13 protein-coding genes are annotated in these 15,467 nt (G+C 70.0%); 4 read left to right on the top strand and 9 right to left on the bottom strand.

Annotated features, from left to right (window positions below):
- Positions 1-1,040, bottom strand: a 1,040-nt coding sequence (locus ACWD10_RS27560) for an ATP-binding protein (RefSeq protein WP_451095614.1), incomplete at its 3' end; no start/stop codon positions are given.
- Between the two features lie 180 nt (positions 1,041-1,220).
- Here ACWD10_RS27560 and ACWD10_RS27565 point away from each other — a divergent pair.
- Positions 1,221-2,195, top strand: a complete 975-nt coding sequence (locus tag ACWD10_RS27565) for an AraC-like ligand-binding domain-containing protein (protein ID WP_451095616.1) — start codon at positions 1,221-1,223, stop codon at positions 2,193-2,195.
- A gap of 84 nt (positions 2,196-2,279) precedes the next feature.
- On the opposite strand, the gene ACWD10_RS27570 is transcribed toward ACWD10_RS27565, so the two are convergent.
- On the bottom strand, positions 2,280-3,008 hold the full coding sequence (locus ACWD10_RS27570) for a hypothetical protein (RefSeq protein ID WP_451095618.1): 729 nt from the start codon (positions 3,006-3,008) through the stop codon (positions 2,280-2,282).
- A 376-nt stretch (positions 3,009-3,384) separates the two neighbouring features.
- On the opposite strand from ACWD10_RS27570, the gene ACWD10_RS27575 reads away from it, so the two are divergent.
- A complete protein-coding gene (locus ACWD10_RS27575) occupies positions 3,385-5,544 on the top strand; it encodes a TIR domain-containing protein (protein WP_451095620.1) in 2,160 nt (719 codons plus the stop codon).
- 30 nt (positions 5,545-5,574) lie between these two features.
- Here ACWD10_RS27575 and ACWD10_RS27580 read toward each other — a convergent pair whose 3' ends face one another.
- Genes ACWD10_RS27580 through ACWD10_RS27595 form a run of 4 tightly spaced genes read right to left on the bottom strand, consistent with a single transcriptional unit; the run spans position 5,575 to position 10,332 of the window.
- Positions 5,575-7,014: an amino acid permease gene (locus ACWD10_RS27580; protein ID WP_451095778.1), complete on the bottom strand. Its 1,440-nt coding sequence runs from the start codon at positions 7,012-7,014 to the stop codon at positions 5,575-5,577.
- Positions 7,015-7,033: 19 nt separating this feature from the next.
- The gene (locus tag ACWD10_RS27585) at positions 7,034-8,491 is read right to left on the bottom strand and encodes an MFS transporter (protein WP_451095621.1); all 1,458 of its coding nucleotides are present in this window, start codon (positions 8,489-8,491) and stop codon (positions 7,034-7,036) included.
- A gap of 30 nt (positions 8,492-8,521) precedes the next feature.
- Positions 8,522-9,106, bottom strand: coding sequence for a flavin reductase family protein (locus ACWD10_RS27590; RefSeq protein ID WP_451095623.1), 585 nt, complete (start codon positions 9,104-9,106; stop codon positions 8,522-8,524).
- Entirely contained in the window at positions 9,103-10,332 is a 1,230-nt protein-coding gene (locus tag ACWD10_RS27595) for an acyl-CoA dehydrogenase family protein (protein WP_451095625.1), read from the bottom strand. Before ACWD10_RS27595 ends, ACWD10_RS27590 begins: the two co-directional genes overlap by 4 nt.
- A gap of 172 nt (positions 10,333-10,504) precedes the next feature.
- Here ACWD10_RS27595 and ACWD10_RS27600 point away from each other — a divergent pair, with 172 nt between their 5' ends.
- Complete coding sequence (locus tag ACWD10_RS27600) at positions 10,505-11,929, top strand: pyridoxal phosphate-dependent decarboxylase family protein (RefSeq protein ID WP_451095627.1); 1,425 nt, start codon at positions 10,505-10,507, stop codon at positions 11,927-11,929.
- On the opposite strand, the gene ACWD10_RS27605 is transcribed toward ACWD10_RS27600, so the two are convergent.
- The 3 genes from ACWD10_RS27605 to ACWD10_RS27615 form a co-directional block, all read right to left on the bottom strand.
- Positions 11,892-12,656, bottom strand: coding sequence for a response regulator (locus tag ACWD10_RS27605; protein ID WP_451095629.1), 765 nt, complete (start codon positions 12,654-12,656; stop codon positions 11,892-11,894). The two genes, ACWD10_RS27600 and ACWD10_RS27605, sit on opposite strands and share 38 nt — an antisense overlap.
- Before the next feature lie 151 nt (positions 12,657-12,807).
- Complete coding sequence (locus ACWD10_RS27610) at positions 12,808-13,431, bottom strand: TetR/AcrR family transcriptional regulator (protein ID WP_451095780.1); 624 nt, start codon at positions 13,429-13,431, stop codon at positions 12,808-12,810.
- A 98-nt stretch (positions 13,432-13,529) separates the two neighbouring features.
- Positions 13,530-14,762, bottom strand: a complete 1,233-nt coding sequence (locus ACWD10_RS27615) for an MFS transporter (protein WP_451095631.1) — start codon at positions 14,760-14,762, stop codon at positions 13,530-13,532.
- Positions 14,763-15,286: 524 nt separating this feature from the next.
- Between ACWD10_RS27615 and ACWD10_RS27620 the strand changes: the two genes are divergently transcribed.
- Positions 15,287-15,415: a DUF6408 family protein gene (locus ACWD10_RS27620; RefSeq protein WP_451095633.1), complete on the top strand. Its 129-nt coding sequence runs from the start codon at positions 15,287-15,289 to the stop codon at positions 15,413-15,415.
- Positions 15,416-15,467: the final 52 nt, after the last annotated feature.

Raw genomic sequence — 15,467 nt, forward strand, 5'->3', positions numbered from 1 at the left:
GGGGGCGCCGGGGGCGCCTTGTCGCGGTCCACATGGGTGAGCAGGGACGCCGGCAGGAACACCACGGCGCGCACACCCCCGTACGGCGACCGCGTGTCGGCGGACACGCTGAAGCCGTACCGCGCCGCGAGCACGCCGATCGCCGCGAAGCCGAACTGCGGCGGATCGTCGAGCTGGGTGACGTTCACGGCCTGCCGCCCGGACAGCAGCAGCGCGGCGCGCTCCGCCGCCTGCCCGTCCATACCGACGCCCGCGTCATCGATGACGACGCAGGCGCCGTTGTGCACCGCCTGGACGTTGACCTCGACGCTGGTGTTGGGCTGCGAGTGCCGCGCGGCGTTGTCGAGCAATTCGGCGATGGCGAGGACCACGGGCTCCACCGCACGGCTCTCCAGGGCGATATCGGCCTGCCCGTGGATCTGCACCCGCCGGTAGTCACGGATGCGCGACTTCGCTCCCCGTACGACATCGGTCAGCGCGGAGGCGGCGCGCTGCCGCCCCGGCCAGGAACCGCTGAGCACGGCGATGGCCTGGGCACGCCGCCCGAACTGGGCGTTCGCATGGTCGATTTCGAGCAGGTCACGCAGCACGTCGGGATGATCGTGCCGGTCCTGCATGTCGGAGATGGCGACCTGCTGCTCATTGGCGAGCGCCTGGATGGCGCGCATCGAGGTCTTCAGGGCGGCCTTCGCCGAGCGGTCGGCGCGTTCCTGCGCATGGGCGACCGCGCCGGTGAAGCGTTCAAGCACGCCGTCGAGACTCTTGGCGAAGTCCGTGTACGCGAGCCGCTCGTCGAGGAGGCCGGTGTCCTGGGGGCGGCTGCCCACGCTGTGCGGCGCGTTCCCCTCAAGGGCGGGCAGCCGCACGGCGACCAGGTGCCGGATCTCCTCGTCCCGCGCCCGCAGCCCGTCCGCCAGCTCCCCGTTCCGCCGACGCGTCCGCGCGGTGATCCCGCGCTGGCGTACCAGCAGAACGGCGACGGCGAGCAGGCCGACGGCAAGGCACCAGAACACCACCGCCTCCGATATGTCGTATGTCATAGAGGTCCTAGAGGTTCTTGAGGCAGAAGCGAACTACGGAGCGGACGATGCTAACTCCCGCTACCCCGCACGGACTTGTGCGCGCGCGCAAAGAAATTGTCATCGAACGCAGCGGCGTCGGGCGGGATGGGTTGTGAAATGATCGCTGACGCGAAGTGGCTTGGCCAGAGGAGGAGTTCGGTGTACGCGGGTACGTACAGCGTGGATGCGCTGACGACCGGAGACGTCCCGCCGCAGGAGCGCGCCCACTACTGGCGTGAGCACATCGCCACGTACCAGTCCCGCATGGAGTACGGCTACCGGCACACCGACAACTTCCTGGGCGAGACGCTCCGCCAGCGCACGGACACCTACCAGCTCGTCCGCTACCGGTCCGACCAGATCGAGTACGTCCGTACGGCACGCCAGATCCGTACCGACCCGGACGAGGACTACCGTTTCCTCGTCCCGCTCAGCGGCAGCATGATCCTCCGCCAGGACGGCCAGGAGACCTCCCTCGCCCCCGGCAGCGGCGCCCTCCTCACCTTCGGCGCCCCCTTCGAGTGCCTCCAGGCCGACGACACCAGCGCCTTCATCCTCACCGTCCCCGCCCGCGAGATCGACGACCCGCTCAGCCGCAAGTCGCCGCTCTCCACCGGCCTCGACCTCACCACCGGCCTCGGCCACATCGTCGCCACCATGCTGGCCACCCTCTACGACGAGCGCGACACCCTCACCGACCGGAACTTCGACGCCGTCACCGACCGCATCGCCGAACTCCTCCGCATGCTCGCCGTGGGCGACGACCGCCCCGACACCTCCGGCCATCTGGCGGAGGTCGAGAAACGCGTCCGCCGGTACGCACGCGACCACGCGGCCGACCCCCACCTCACCGGCGCCACGATGGCCCGCGCCCTCGGCTGGTCCCTGCGCCAGGTCCAGCTCGCCCTCCAGCACGTCGGCACCACCCCCCGCGAACTCATCCGCGAGGAACGCCTCCGCCTGGTCCGCGACCGCCTCCGCTGCGCCGACTGCGACCACCTCACCATCGCCGACCTCGCCCACGCCTCCGGCTTCTCCTCCGCCAGCGCCCTGAGCACGGCCTTCCGCCGACGGTACGGGGTGAGCCCGCGGGAGATGCGCTACGGCGGCAGCGGCAACCCGACCCCGGGGTAGGGGGAGTTCGACATCCGCCCCGCATCGCGCGACCGGACCATCCGGCAGGACGTCGGGATCCTGCCGGTGTCCGCGCCGAAACGGTCACTGCTCCGGCGGCGTACGAGGACCCGGTGTCGAGCGCCTGCTGAAGGGAGTCTCGCCCAGGGTCTCGGGGCGGGGCAGTTCGGGCAGGTCCGGGATGAAGGACTCCGGTTCCGTGATGCCGGCGAGTTCGGCCATGCCCAGCATGTAGGGGCGTACCGCGCGCTGCATCTCGCGGAGTTCGTAGCGGCATTCCGCGTCCCGCGACCAGGTCGACTCGGGGGCTCCGGAGGCATTGGTCAGCTCGAACTCCTGGAGCTCCTTGTGCCAGTAGGACTGGAACACCCGGATGTGCCGGTTGTACATCTCGGACCACAGGTTCTCCACGCTGCGGGCGCCCCGTCGCGAGGTCTCGGTCGGCCCGCCGCCCTCTCGCAGCAGCTCCGCCGAGTACTGGATCCACGCGTAGATCGAGCTGAGTGCCTCGCGCAGGTGCCCGGAGTCGGAGTCGAGCGGCTGGGTGACGACCCGGCGGGAGGCCTCGAAGAAGATCTTCCAGGCAATGCTCGCCTGGTCCTTGGCCACCATGAAGGTGACGTCACCCAACGGCGGCACATTGACCGTCGCGGACTCGAGTTGCAGCCCTCGCAGAGCGAGGACCCCGACCATCACCAACGTGCCCGCCACCGCACCGACCGCACCGAACTGGATCTCCCCACCGGCCGAGGTGACGTGGTACGCCACATTCCCGACCGCCCATCCCACAGCCGCCGCGGCCACTACCAGCACGACGGCCGTAGCTGCCCTTCTGAACACCCCGGCCCCCCAACTCCGTTCACCACACGCTGCCGACGATCACACCGCACACACCCACCTGACCACAACCGAGCGAGCACCGTCCCGGCCGACAGACACCGGGTGCCCGCGGCGCGTGCCGCATGTCCGGGGTGTCGCATGATGGGCGTGTGACCATGCTCCGTTTCTCCGAACCCGCCGCCGCACCGGGCGTCCCTGTCTATCGGCACCCCCCCCCCGGTGATTTTCGAGCGAGCCGTGTAGCGGGACCACCGCCCGTCGCCGCGGAAGGGCGAGGGGAAGGCCGAGGGGAAGGCCGAGCGGGCGGCCAAGCGGGCGGTCGGTACGGGCCTACCCGGGTGCGGACGCCATGACGGCCGAGGTCGCGGGCACCGTCTGGGATGTGTTCGTCAGCTACAGCCGTTCCGACGCCCAGCGGACCGGCGTGCTCGTCGCCGGATTGCAGGACCAGGGGCTACGGGTGTTCGTCGATGACACCGCCGTGGACGACTTCACCTCCATCAGCACGACGATCACGCACGCGCTCATGCACGCGAAGGTCCTCCTGGCCGTGTACTCGGCCGACTATCCGGAGCGCCGCGCCTGCCAGTGGGAGCTGACGTACGCCTATCTGGCCGGGCAGCGCGAGGGCGACCCACGTAAGCGCGTCCTTGTGGTCAACCCCGAGCCCACCAGCGACCACATCCACCCGCTCGAGCTCCGCGACGCACGGCACTGGCCGTGGCCGGCCACCCCGGAGGCGGCGGACCGGCTTGCCGCCCGCGTCGCGGCCCACACGGCCTCGCTGCCCTCGCCCATGGGCAGCGGTACCTCCGACGCGCTCGTGCCCTGGCTGCCCGCCCCGGCTCGTACGGGGTCGGCCCGTTTCGTCGACCGCCTTGCGGAGCAGTGGCACATCCACACCGCGCTCAACCGTCACCGTGCCCCCTTGGTCGCCCAGTCCAGCGCCGGTCGCTCGGCACAGCTGCGGGGCATGCCCGGCATCGGCAAGTCCCTGCTCGCCCAGGAGTACGCGCTGCGGTTCAGCCCCGCCTTCCCCGGCGGGATCTTCTGGTTCGATCTGCACGCCTGCATCGGCTCCACCGTTGCCGCGACGATGGAGGCGTACGCCCAACAGATCTCCACCGTGACGGCCGCTCTCGGTCTGGAGCGGGTGGGCCGGTCCCTGCCCGAGATGCTCAGCCGCCTGGCGATCGCTCTCGGCGAGCGCGGCACCCCCTGTCTCTGGGTCGTGGACGGGGTGCCCGACGGCCTGCCCAAGGACCAGCTGCATCAGCTGCGCGGACCCCACCTGCTCGCCGCCACCCTGATCACCACCCGCTCGCTGCGGTACTCCGCCTTCGCCGAGGTCATCGACGTGGCTCCGCTCTCCGAGGCGGACGGGCTGCGGCTGCTTACCGCCCATCGCCCGCCCCAGGACGAGCTGGACCTGGCGGCTGCCCTTGCCCTGGTGCACGACGTCGGCGGCCATCCGCAGGCGCTCGACCTCATCTCGGACCTCGCGTCCGCCGCAGGCTTCACACACGCACGCAACCGACTGCACTCCCCGGGTGCCGATGTGCTCTCCCCCAAGGAACCCACCGACCAGACGCCCCCCTCACGTCACGTCCCCTTCGTCGCCGGTCTGTTGACCCGCCCGCTGAGCGGCGAACGCCCCGTCGACGACGTACTGCGCCTGCTCGCCCTTGCCTGCCCGGCCCCGCTGAGCCAGTCCCTGCTCGAGAACGTGCTGTCGACCGTGACGCCCTACGACCCCTGGGAATCAGGCCCGCTCGTGGCCGAGGCCATCGACACCCTGCTCGGCTCCGGCGCCCTGCGCCCCGAACCGGCACCCGAGGCGGCCTGGACCGTCCATCCCCTGCTGGCCCGCGCCGTACGCCGACACGACAGCGACACCGCCCGTCAGGAAGATCTCCGCCGCGTGCTCCTCCACGCTCTCGCCACGTCCCCGGCGCCAGCACCGGTTCCGGCACCGGCACCGGCACCGGCACCCGCGGTCACCACCCCTGCCCCGTCCACGGGCATACGACCCCCGGCCCCCGCGCATCCACGGCCCCAAGAGCTCACCTGCCCCGGGCCGGTCGAGCGGTCCGCTGCCTTCGACCTACAGGTCGAGCTCATCACGCGGGTCGGGGTGCAACCCCTGTCACCGGAGCAGGGCTCGCTCCGAGAGGCCCTGACCTCCCTGCACACGCTGTTCGCCACCACCCGCGACGTACTCCACCGCATCGCCGCCGAGACACCGGTTCCGCACACCCTTCCCGCCCTCGCCGCCGCCCTCCTCAATCAGCACCTGCGCCCGTTCCTCTCCACCTGGCATCCGGCGCTCCACATGCATGAGGCCACCCGGCCGCACGGCGTCAGCCCTGTCGAGCACGAGCGCGCCTGGCCGCTGGCCGCCGAGATGCGTGCGGCCCTCGCCGAGCTGCGCGCGCCACTCACCGCGACCGCGGAGAGCCTGGCCGAGCTGTGCGGGATCGATCTGCTGACCACGAAGCCACCCCACTGAGAAGCCACCCCACCGAACGTCCACCGCCGGTCACCTTCCGCGCCGCGCATGCACCCCGTACGCGGCCAGGACCACTGCCAGGCTCCCCAAGCTCATCAGGAGTTGAGGCCGGGCGGACTCCAGGAACAGCATCGACACCAGGACGGCGAGGAGGGCCGCGATCGTGAGGTACGTGAGGTACGGGAAGCCCCACATGCGGAAGGTGAGGTTCTCGGGCGGGGTGTGGGCCCGGAGGCGTAGGTGGGACAGGGCGATGGTGAGGTACATGAAGACGAGTACGGCGCCCGTGGAGTTGAGCAGGAAGCCGAAGACGCGCTCGGGCCAGAGGGCCTGGGCCGCCACGGATACGTAGCCCATGAGCGTGCCCAGGAGGATCGCCCTCGCGGGGACGCCGCGGCGGTTCGGCCGGAGCAGGGACCGGGGCGCGTCGCCGTGGGTGCACAGGGCGGACAGCATGCGGGATGACGCGTACAGCGTGGAGTTCAGGACGGACAGGAGTGCGGTCAGGATGATGACCGTCATGGCCGTCCCTGCCGAGGCGATGCCCATGGTCTCCATGGCGGCGACGTACGGGCTTTCGGCGGCCGTGACCTGCTGCCACGGCACGATCGCCACCACCAGGAACACCGAGCACAGGAAGAACAGCGCGATCCGCCAGACGACTTGGCGGGTGGCCCGGGCCACGGCGCGGGCCGGGTCGGCGCTTTCCGCCGCCGCGAGGGTGACGATCTCCGTGCCGCCGAACGCGAACACCACGGCCACGGTGCCGGTGAGGACCGCGCCCGGGCCGTGCGGCAGGAACCCGCCGTCCGCGGTGAGCCCCGACAGGTCGAGCCCGTGTCGGCCCGGCCACCAGCCGAGGACGTACGCGCCGCCGAGGGCCACGAAGGTGAGGATCGCGGCCACCTTCACCACCGAGAACCAGAATTCGGCGTTGCCGAAGCACCGTACCGAGACCAGGTTGACCGCGGCCATGGCGGTGAGTACGAGCAGGCTCAGCGTCCAGGCGGGCAGGCCCGGCAGCCAGCCGTGCAGGATGCGGCCGCCCGCGATCGCCTCGATGGCGACGATCGCCACGAAGGCGTACCAGTACAGCCAGCCGATGGTGAAGCCCGCCCAGTTGCCGAGCGCCGTGCGCGCGTAGTCGGCGAAGGAGCCGGACATGGGGCGGGCCACGACCATCTCGCCGAGCATCCGCATCACCATCAGGACGAGCAGTCCCGCGAGGGCGTACGAGAGCAGGGCCCCCGGGCCGACGCTGCGGATGGTCTCCGCGCTGCCGACGAACAGGCCGGTACCCACCGCCCCGCCCATGGCCATCATCGTCAGGTGGCGTCCGGTCAGAGTCCCCTTGTTCGCCGGTTCTTGGGGTTCTTGGGGTTCTTGGCGTTCTTGGGGTTGTTGAGGTACTTGGGGTTGTTGGGGGTCTTCTTCGACGGGTGGCGGTGGAGGCGGTTGGGGTGGTTCCAGGCGTGGGCTCGGCTTGGGGTCATGCAGGGACGTCGGCACGTCGTTCGCTTTCTCCCAGCTCGGTCGGGGTCACGGTGCGGGGGGCGGGGCGCCGGAAGTTCTGGGCCACCAGGACCATCAGGGCCATTCCGGCCGCGGCCGCGAACACCGCTGTCCGCAGGCCGTCGTTGACGGCGGCGCGCAGGGCGGCGCCGGTCCGGTCGGCGGTGCCCTGGTTGGCCAGGGCGACCAGGATGGCGAGGCCCACGGCGCTGCCGATCTGCTCACCGGTGCTGGCGATGCCGGACGCGATGCCCTGGTCCTGCTCGTCGACTCCGGTGGTGGCCGCCGCGTACATCGCGGTGTAGACGATGCCCTGGGCCAGGCTGAGCAGCGCGAGGCTCGGCACGATCGCCGCGAACGAGGCGGCCGGGTCGAGGCTGAGCCCGAAGACGAGGGTGGCGGCGGCGCCCAGGACGAGGCTGAGGGTCAGCGTCCTGCGCAGGCCGAGCCGGGTGACGAGACGGCCGCCGAGCGCGGTGCCGACGAGCACGCCCGCGCAGGGCACGACGAACGCGAAGCCGGTCCGCAGCGCGCTGAAGCCGTGCACGTCCTGGAGGTACAGGGTGAGGAAGTAGGCGAGCACCCCGAAGGTCGCCATGAACAGGAACGTCGTGGCGGTGCCGGTGCTGAGGTTGCGGTTACGGAAGAGCCGCAGCGGCATCAGCGGGTCGCGGCCGCGCAGTTGGGTCCGCGCGAATACGCAGAGCAGGGCCAGGCCCGCGCCGCCGCTCGCGAGCACCTCGGGCGCGGCCCAGCCCGCCTCGGGGCCCTGCACGAGGGCGAACACGAACAGGGTCGATCCGGCGGTCGCCGTGATTGCGCCCAACAGGTCGAACGTCCCGCCGTCGCGGCGTACTTGGTCGGCCGGGAGCAGCGGACCGGCGAGCAGGAGTCCCGCGAGGGCCAGCGGCACGTTGATGTAGAAGACGGCTTCCCAGCCGAACCACTCGGTCAGTACGCCGCCGAGCAGCGATCCGAGCACCATGCCGCAGCCCGCCGCGCCGCCCCACACGGAGAGGGCCTTGTTGCGCTCGGGCCCCTCCGCGAAGGACGTGGTGACGAGCGACAGGGTCGCCGGAGTGAGGAAGGCGCCGCCCAAGCCCTGTCCGGCACGGGCCGCGACCAGCACCTCGGGTGCGCCCGCGAGCGCGCCGACCAGGGAGGACGCGGCGTACAGGGACAGGCCAAGGACGAAGATGCGGCGCCTGCCGAACAGGTCGCAGGCCCGCCCGCCAAGCAGCAAGAAGCCACCGAACGCGACCGTGTACCCGCTCACCACCCACTGGAGGGACCCGGCGGAGAATCCCACCTCGGTGGCGATCTCGGGCAGAGCCACGAACACGATGTTGTAGTCGAGTCCGATGATGAGGTGGGCGAAGGCCAGGAGGGCGAGCCGGGAGCGGAGTCGGCGCGTGGCCGGCGGGGGCGATGACATCGTGGTGTGGGTTCCTTGTCGGGCGTCGGGTCAGGCTGCGGTCGGCCAGGTGGAGAAGCGGCGCATTCCGTAAAGGAGCGGGGCCGCTTCCTCCGGTGACTGCTGCTCCACGCGATGGATCTCACCGAAGATCACTTGGTGGTCTCCCATGGCGAGCGAACTGGTCACCCGGCAATCGGCAATGGAATGGGCGTCGTTGACAAGATGCGGGCCGCCGAATTCTGGATCGTGTTCCCAAGTGACCTGCCCGAAACGGTCTTTGTCCCCGGAGGCGAAGATCCGGGCCGCGTCCTGCCCGCCGGAATGGAGCAGATTCACCGCGAAGGTGCCCTGTCGCAACAGGGTGCCAAGGGTGTGGCTCTTCCGGTTGAGACAGACGAGCAAGGTGGGCGGGTCAAGGGAAACACTGCTCACCGACGAGACGGTGAGCCCCGACGGCTCCCCATTGAATTCCCCGGTGGTCACGACGGCGACGCCTGTGGGGAACGTGGCCATGAGGGAACGGAATTGGGTGGATTCTACGGGCATCGTACGACTTCCTGATGGCGTGAAGGTGAGGGAGACGGTCGGTGCCGTCGTCAAAGTCGGTGCGGTCACCGAAGTCGGTGCGGTCACCAAAGGAGGGTCTTCTGCGGAATGCTCCCGCCGAGCAACAGCTCACCCGCCGCCTTCAAGTTCTGCTCTCCCGCATCGACATGGCGGCACATCGTGGTGACGTCGCGTAGCCAGCGGTCCATGGGCGAGCGCTTGCGGTAGATCGCGGACCCGCCGACGAGCGCGAAGAGTCGGCTGACGATCGAGTGGGCGGTGTGGAACGCCTTGTAGCGGGCGAGCGCGGTGGACACGCGCTGGTCGGGCGTGGGCTCCTGCCCCGTCTTGAGCCGCTCCCACTGGGCGTCCAGGCCGGCGAACACGTACGAACGCGCCGCGGCCAGGTCCATCTCGCACTCGGCGAGCGTGGTCGTGACGCGCTCCCACCGCGCCCAGGGGGTTCCGGTCGCACGGTCGACCCGGCCCTCGGCCAGGGTGCGTACGTGGTCGAGCGCGGCGCGCGCGAGGCCGAGCGGGACGCCCGGCATGTTGCGCAGGATCGCGTCGGGTGCGGCGTGCAGCAGGCCCGGGTGGCGCGGCGCGGAGAAGCTGAACGTGTGCTCCTCGGGCACGAACAGGTCCGTGGTGGAGTAGTCGCGGCTGCCGCTGCCCGCGAGGCCGGTGGTGTACCAGCTGTCGTGGATCTCGAAGTCCTCGCGCCGCGCGACGATCACCCGCCACTGCACCGGATCGGCGGGGTCGTCGGCGGACGGCTCGGGCTCGCCCTCGTGGAAGACCCGTACGCCCGCGAGTACCAGGTCGGCGTGGGTGATCCCGCTGCCGAACACCCAGTTTCCGCTGACCTTGTAGCCGCCCGGCACGCGCTCGGCGCGGCCGGTGGGGTTGATGAACCCGGCCGTGATCGTGTCCAGGCGCGGGAAGAGTTCGCGCGCCACGCCCTCGTCGAGGTACCCGGCGAAGATCCCGGAGTCGGCGCCGATCATCGCGCACCAGGCGGCGGAGGCGTCACCGTAGGCGATGGCCTCGATGACCTCTACCTGCTGGGCGGAGGTCAGTTCGGGGCCGCCCCGGTCGGCGGGCATGGTCATACGGAACACGCCGGTGTCACGGAGGAGTTCGACGATATCGGCGGGCAACTGCCGGTTCTCTTCGATGTCTTCGGCGCGCTCACGAAGGACGGTGGCGGCGCTGCGGGCCCGGGTGAGGATGTCGTACGCGTCGAGGTGCTCGGCATCAACTGCGTTATCGGTCTTGGGAGTTGCCGGGTTTTCGGCGGTCGCGAATGTCATGCCGTAAAAGCTATTCGGGGTGCGCGCCGCGAACATCCCGCTGGTGTCATCACTTTCCCGTACGTCGCTGGTGGAGGTCGACCGAGTCGCCGGGTCTCCCGGGGTAGACCCGGGTTCTCCCCGGGGATACAGAAATCCGCTGGTCACGCATGCTGTGGTTACGATGCGTGCCATGCACAATTACCCGCTCGAACCCACTGCCACCGAAATGCACACCATGGGGCAGGCCGCGCTCTCCGTCGTCGAGGAATTCATCAACGGCCTTCCCGAGGCCCCGGCCGCCGATCTCGAAGGCGCGGTCGAACTCGCCGACCGGCTCCGGGAGAGCGCACCGGAAGAGGGCGCCCCCTTCGAGCAGTTGCTTGACACCGTGGCCCTGGCATCGCAGAAGGCGATCAACAATTCGGGGCCCGGTTTCCTCGCGTACATACCGGGTGGCGGTCTGTACGCCTCGGCTCTCGCGGATCTGCTCGCGGCCGGTTTCAACCGCTATGTGAATCTCGCCGGAATGGCGCCCGCGATCGCGCAGATCGAGGCGACGGCGGTGCGCTGGCTGTGCGACCTCTTCGACTACCCCGAGGAGGCACGCGGCGTGCTCACCTCGGGCGGCTCCATGGCCAACTTCTCGGCGGTGGTGGCCGCGCGCAAGGCGAAGCTCGGCGAGGACTTCTCCCGCGGTGTCCTCTATACGTCGGAGCAGTCGCATGCCTCGTGCGCGAAGGCGGGCTATCTGGCGGGGTTCCCGAAGGCGCGGGTGCGCCTGGTGCCGACCGACGCATGGCTGCGGATGGATGTGGACGCCCTGGCCGCGATGGTCGAGGCGGACCGCGCGGCGGGCCTGCACCCGTTCATGGTCACCGCGTCGGCGGGCACCACCAACACCGGCGCGGTCGATCCGATCGCGGCCGTCGGGGAGTTGGCCCGCGCGCACGGCATGTGGCTGCACGTGGACGCGGCGTACGGCGGCCCGTTCCGGATGACGGAGTACGGTCGGGGGCTCTTCGCCGGGATCGAACTCGCCGACTCGATCACCCTCGACCCGCACAAGGCGCTGTTCACGCCCTACGGCACCGGCGCGCTGATCGTGCGCGACGGCAAGCGGCTGCGGGACGCGCACCACGTCGCGGCGGACTATCTCCAGGACATGGAGGGCCTGGAGGAGCGCATACCCAGCTTCTCGGAGTACTCGATGGAGCTCTCCCGCGACTTCCGCGGACTCCGCCTCTGGCTGCCGATCAAGCTGCACGGCATGGCCGCGTTCCGCGCCGCCCTGGAGGAGAAGCTCGAACTGGCCCGGTACCTCTACGAGGAGCTGCGCGCGATGCCGGGCTTCGAGGTGCCGCTCGAGCCCGATCTGACGGCGGTCGCCTTCCGCTACGTCCCGCGGGGCGCGACGGACGAGCAGGCGGACGCGTTCAACCAGCGGCTCCTGGAGCGCATCAACCACTCGAAGCGGGTGTTCCTGTCGAGCACCAATCTCGGCGGCCGCTTCGTGATCCGCGCCTGCGTGGTCTCGCACCGTACGCATCGCGACCGTATCGAGGAGGCCGTACGCATCATCAGGGACGCGGCCCACGACCTGGTGACACAGGGCTGAACCGAACCGTCCGCCCGGAGGCGGGGGTCGGTGGCGCCGGTGCGGCGACGGCCTTGGTACGGGTCAGGCCCGACTCGATGGCGCTGATGGTGAGTTGGACCCGGTCGCGGGCACCGAGCTTGGCCATGATCCGGCTGACGTACGTCTTGGCCGTGAGGGGGCTCAGGCTGAGCCGCTCGGCGATCTCCTGATTGGTGAGGCCCTGCCCGACGAGGGCGAAGACCTCGCGCTCGCGGTTGCTCAACTCCGCGAGCGCGAGGCCGGGGCCGGGACCGAAGCCCGGCTCGGGACAGCTCGTCCGCCGGGCGAGATGGCTCTCGATGAGACGCCGGGTGTGCTTCGGATTGAGCCAGGACTGGCCGTCCGCGGTGGCGCGGATGGCCTTGAGGAGATCCTCCGGCTCGGTGTCGACGGGCAGAAAGCCGGTGGCACCCGCGTCGAGCGAACGGAACAGATGGTCATCGTCGTCATGGATGGTCAGCATCAGCACCCGCACGGGCCGCGAGCGGTCGTCGCCGGTGATGCGTGCCGTCGCCTCGATGCCGTCGATCTCCGGCAGGTGCGTGTCCATGAGGACCACATCGGGCCGGGAGCACCGGGCCATCTCCACCGCGGCCTTCCCGTCGGCCGCGGCTCCCACCACTTCCATGTCCGGCGCGGAGTTCACCAGGAGGCAGAAGCCCGCCCGTGCTGCTGCGTGAGCATCGGCGACCACGACGCGGACCATGATCAGTTCCCCCCAGGTTCGGATCTGCGGCTGCGCTGAGCGCGTCCGCGATCGTACCCGCACATGTCGGGAATTGTTAACTCATGGACCAATAGGGGCTACGTTTGACAGGCTGAACCCGCTTCACGCCTTGGATTCGCCAGAGACGGTCCTAGCGCGCAGCCGCGCCGGGGCCCCCGGGGAGCAGCTGCCCCACCATCGCCTCGAACTCGGCCGTGGTGGGCGGCTCATCCGCGAGCAGCCCCTGGAGCAGCAGACCGTCGTACGCGTTGGCGAAGACCTGCACGCGCAGCGGGTCGTCGGTGAAGAGCCGGGCGAATGCGCACAGCGCGTCCTTCCAGCGCCGGGTCGGGCCGCGCAGCTCCGGTCGGCGCGAGGCGAGCAGACACAGTTCGAACTCGGCGAGCAGATGCCCCTTGGCGGCGACCGCCTCCGACATCAGGGCGGCGAGCGCGGTCCGCTTGTCGCCGCCTTCGCCGTTGTCGGGAGCGTCGATGAGCGCGCGCACCCGGTCGGCGTCCTCGTTCATGCAGGAGGTGAGCGCGGCGGTGAGCAGTGCGTCGATGGACTCGAAGTAGTACGTGCTGGCCGTGGCCGGAAGCTCCGCCTCGCGGGCGACGGTGCGATGGGTCACGCCCGATGCTCCGTCGCGTTCGATCACGCGCAGCGTGGCGTCGATCAGCGCTTGCCTGCGCCGAGCGCCCTTGGCCCGGCGCCCGTCGACGCTCGTCGTCGTCTCGTCCGCGTCCGAGGACTTCGAAGGTGTGGGGGACAGTGTGGCTCTCCCGGTCCGTGGCCCTGCTCGTTCTCACGGCGACGATACCCGGCGGGTGGTGCCCCCTCCCGGGGGAGGAGGGGGCACCGGCAGGTGCGTCAGCCGTGCACGGCCAGCGGCGCCTCCTCCTCACGTACCGCCTCGGCCCGCTCGGTCTCGGAGCGCAGATGACGGTAGGCGAGCAGGGTGGTGAGCAGGGCGAGCGCGCCGACGACAAGGGCGACGAGGAACCCGGACCGGGTGCCGAAGACGTCCACGACCTGACCGGAGGCGGCGGCGCCGAGCGCCACACCGACCTGAAGACCCGCGATCATCCAGGTCATCCCTTCGGTGAGCTGGGCGGCGGGGGTGACCTTCTCGACGATCCCCATGATGGTGACCATCGTGGGGGCGAAGAACACCCCGGCGACGAACACCGCGACGGAGAGCGTCGCGATGCTGTCCACGACGAGGAACGGCAGGGTCGTCAGGGCGGTACCGGTCACCCCGATCACGAGGAGCTTGTGCAGCGGCACATTCAACTTGAGGGCCCCGAAGGTGAGTCCGGAGATCGCGGACCCGATCGCGTAGACGGCGAAGACGATCCCGGCGGCGCCCTTCTGCCCCTGCTCCTGAGCGAACGCGAGACCCATGGTGTCGACGGTTCCCGCGATGGCGCCCCCGAACATCAAGGTGAGCGCGAGCATCAGAACCGAGGGCGTACGGATCGCCGAGCGCCCGGTGGTCCGGCTCCGCGGCTGCACGGGCGGCTCGGTGCTCTTCTGCGGCACGAAGAGCAGCACCCCCACGGCGAGCAGCGCCATCGCCACCATCGGCCCGGCCTCGGGGAAGAGAGTGGTACCGAGCATCACGGCGATGGCCGGCGCGATGATGTACGTCAACTCGTCGACGACCGACTCCAGCGAGTACGCCGTATTCAGCCGCGGCGAGCCCCGGTACAGGTGCGTCCAGCGGGCCCGGACCATGGCACCCATACTCGGCATGAACCCGGCAAGCAGCGCGAACAGGAACAAGGTCCAGTCGGGCGCCTCGTAGTACGCACACAGCAGCAGCCCACCGAGCGCGGCGACGCTGACACCGGTAGCGGGCAGCAACACCCGCCCCTGCCCCAACCGATCGACCACACGCGAGATCTGAGGCCCTATCAGCGCCATGGACAGCGTGAACGTACCGGCGACGGCGCCCGCAAGCCCGTACTCCCCACGCAGCTCGGACAGCATCGTGAGGATGCCCATGTGCGTCATCGGCAACGGCAGCCGAGCGAGCAGCCCGGCCGCCGAGAATCCCCGGGCACCGGGAGCCGAGAACAGTTCGCGGTAGGGGTTAGCCATCGCACACCCCTCGGGCGTTTTCGGGCAGCGTGAAGTAGTGCATGAGGGCCTCCGCGGCACATCACGAGAAACCTGAACGATCGCCCCACTTTCTATCACGTGCCCGCCCGGGCAACGCGAAACGGGTGCACCCACAAGGGGGCTCACCCGTTTGACCTGCCGACACAGAGCGGCCATCCCCTGGCTGCTATGTCAAGGGGCACTTGATGGACCGGTGGCCGAACCAACGGGAAGCCTCGTGGCGTGGGGAAGCCCTCGACTGAGTGGAAGCGGTGCCGACGCGACCTGCCTGTTTCCATCTCTCGACGCCAGCTTGACGGCGCTCCCCCGGCTTTAACTCCTTGACCACGGCGTCCAGTCGTGAGTTAGCGTTGCTCTGCACCGCGTGTCCTCCCAGAGGATGTACGCGACGTCACCTGCGGATACGTAGGCCCTTTTGGTTCGGTGACGCGGACCCATGGTGCGCTCCCGGCGGGAGCCATCCGGCATCCGTCACCGGTCACAACCGAAGGGGACGCATTCCTATGGCTGCTGTCGAGTACACGCCCAAGAACCGCATTTGGGTCCGTGATGTCCTGGTGGGCATCACGGCGGGCCTCGGCTCGAACCTGATGTGGGTACTGGTGCAGGCCGTGGTGCACCGCCTCGGCTGAGTCAGGCGGTGGGCGGGCCTCCTGGGGCCCGCCCTTACTCCGCCACAGCCCG

The sequence above is a fragment of the Streptomyces sp. NPDC002851 genome (genome assembly GCF_053591935.1).

What these genes read in the sequence shown, in the direction of transcription:
- ACWD10_RS27575 (WP_451095620.1), top strand. Translation starts at nt 3,385, where the DNA reads ATGACGGCCGAGGTCGCGGGCACCGTCTGGGATGTGTTCGTCAGCTAC.
- ACWD10_RS27585 (WP_451095621.1), bottom strand. Translation starts at nt 8,491, where the DNA reads ATGTCATCGCCCCCGCCGGCCACGCGCCGACTCCGCTCCCGGCTCGCC.
- ACWD10_RS27595 (WP_451095625.1), bottom strand. Translation starts at nt 10,332, where the DNA reads ATGACATTCGCGACCGCCGAAAACCCGGCAACTCCCAAGACCGATAAC.
- ACWD10_RS27600 (WP_451095627.1), top strand. Translation starts at nt 10,505, where the DNA reads ATGCACAATTACCCGCTCGAACCCACTGCCACCGAAATGCACACCATG.
- ACWD10_RS27605 (WP_451095629.1), bottom strand. Translation starts at nt 12,656, where the DNA reads ATGGTCCGCGTCGTGGTCGCCGATGCTCACGCAGCAGCACGGGCGGGC.
- ACWD10_RS27615 (WP_451095631.1), bottom strand. Translation starts at nt 14,762, where the DNA reads ATGGCTAACCCCTACCGCGAACTGTTCTCGGCTCCCGGTGCCCGGGGA.
- ACWD10_RS27620 (WP_451095633.1), top strand. Translation starts at nt 15,287, where the DNA reads ATGGCTGCTGTCGAGTACACGCCCAAGAACCGCATTTGGGTCCGTGAT.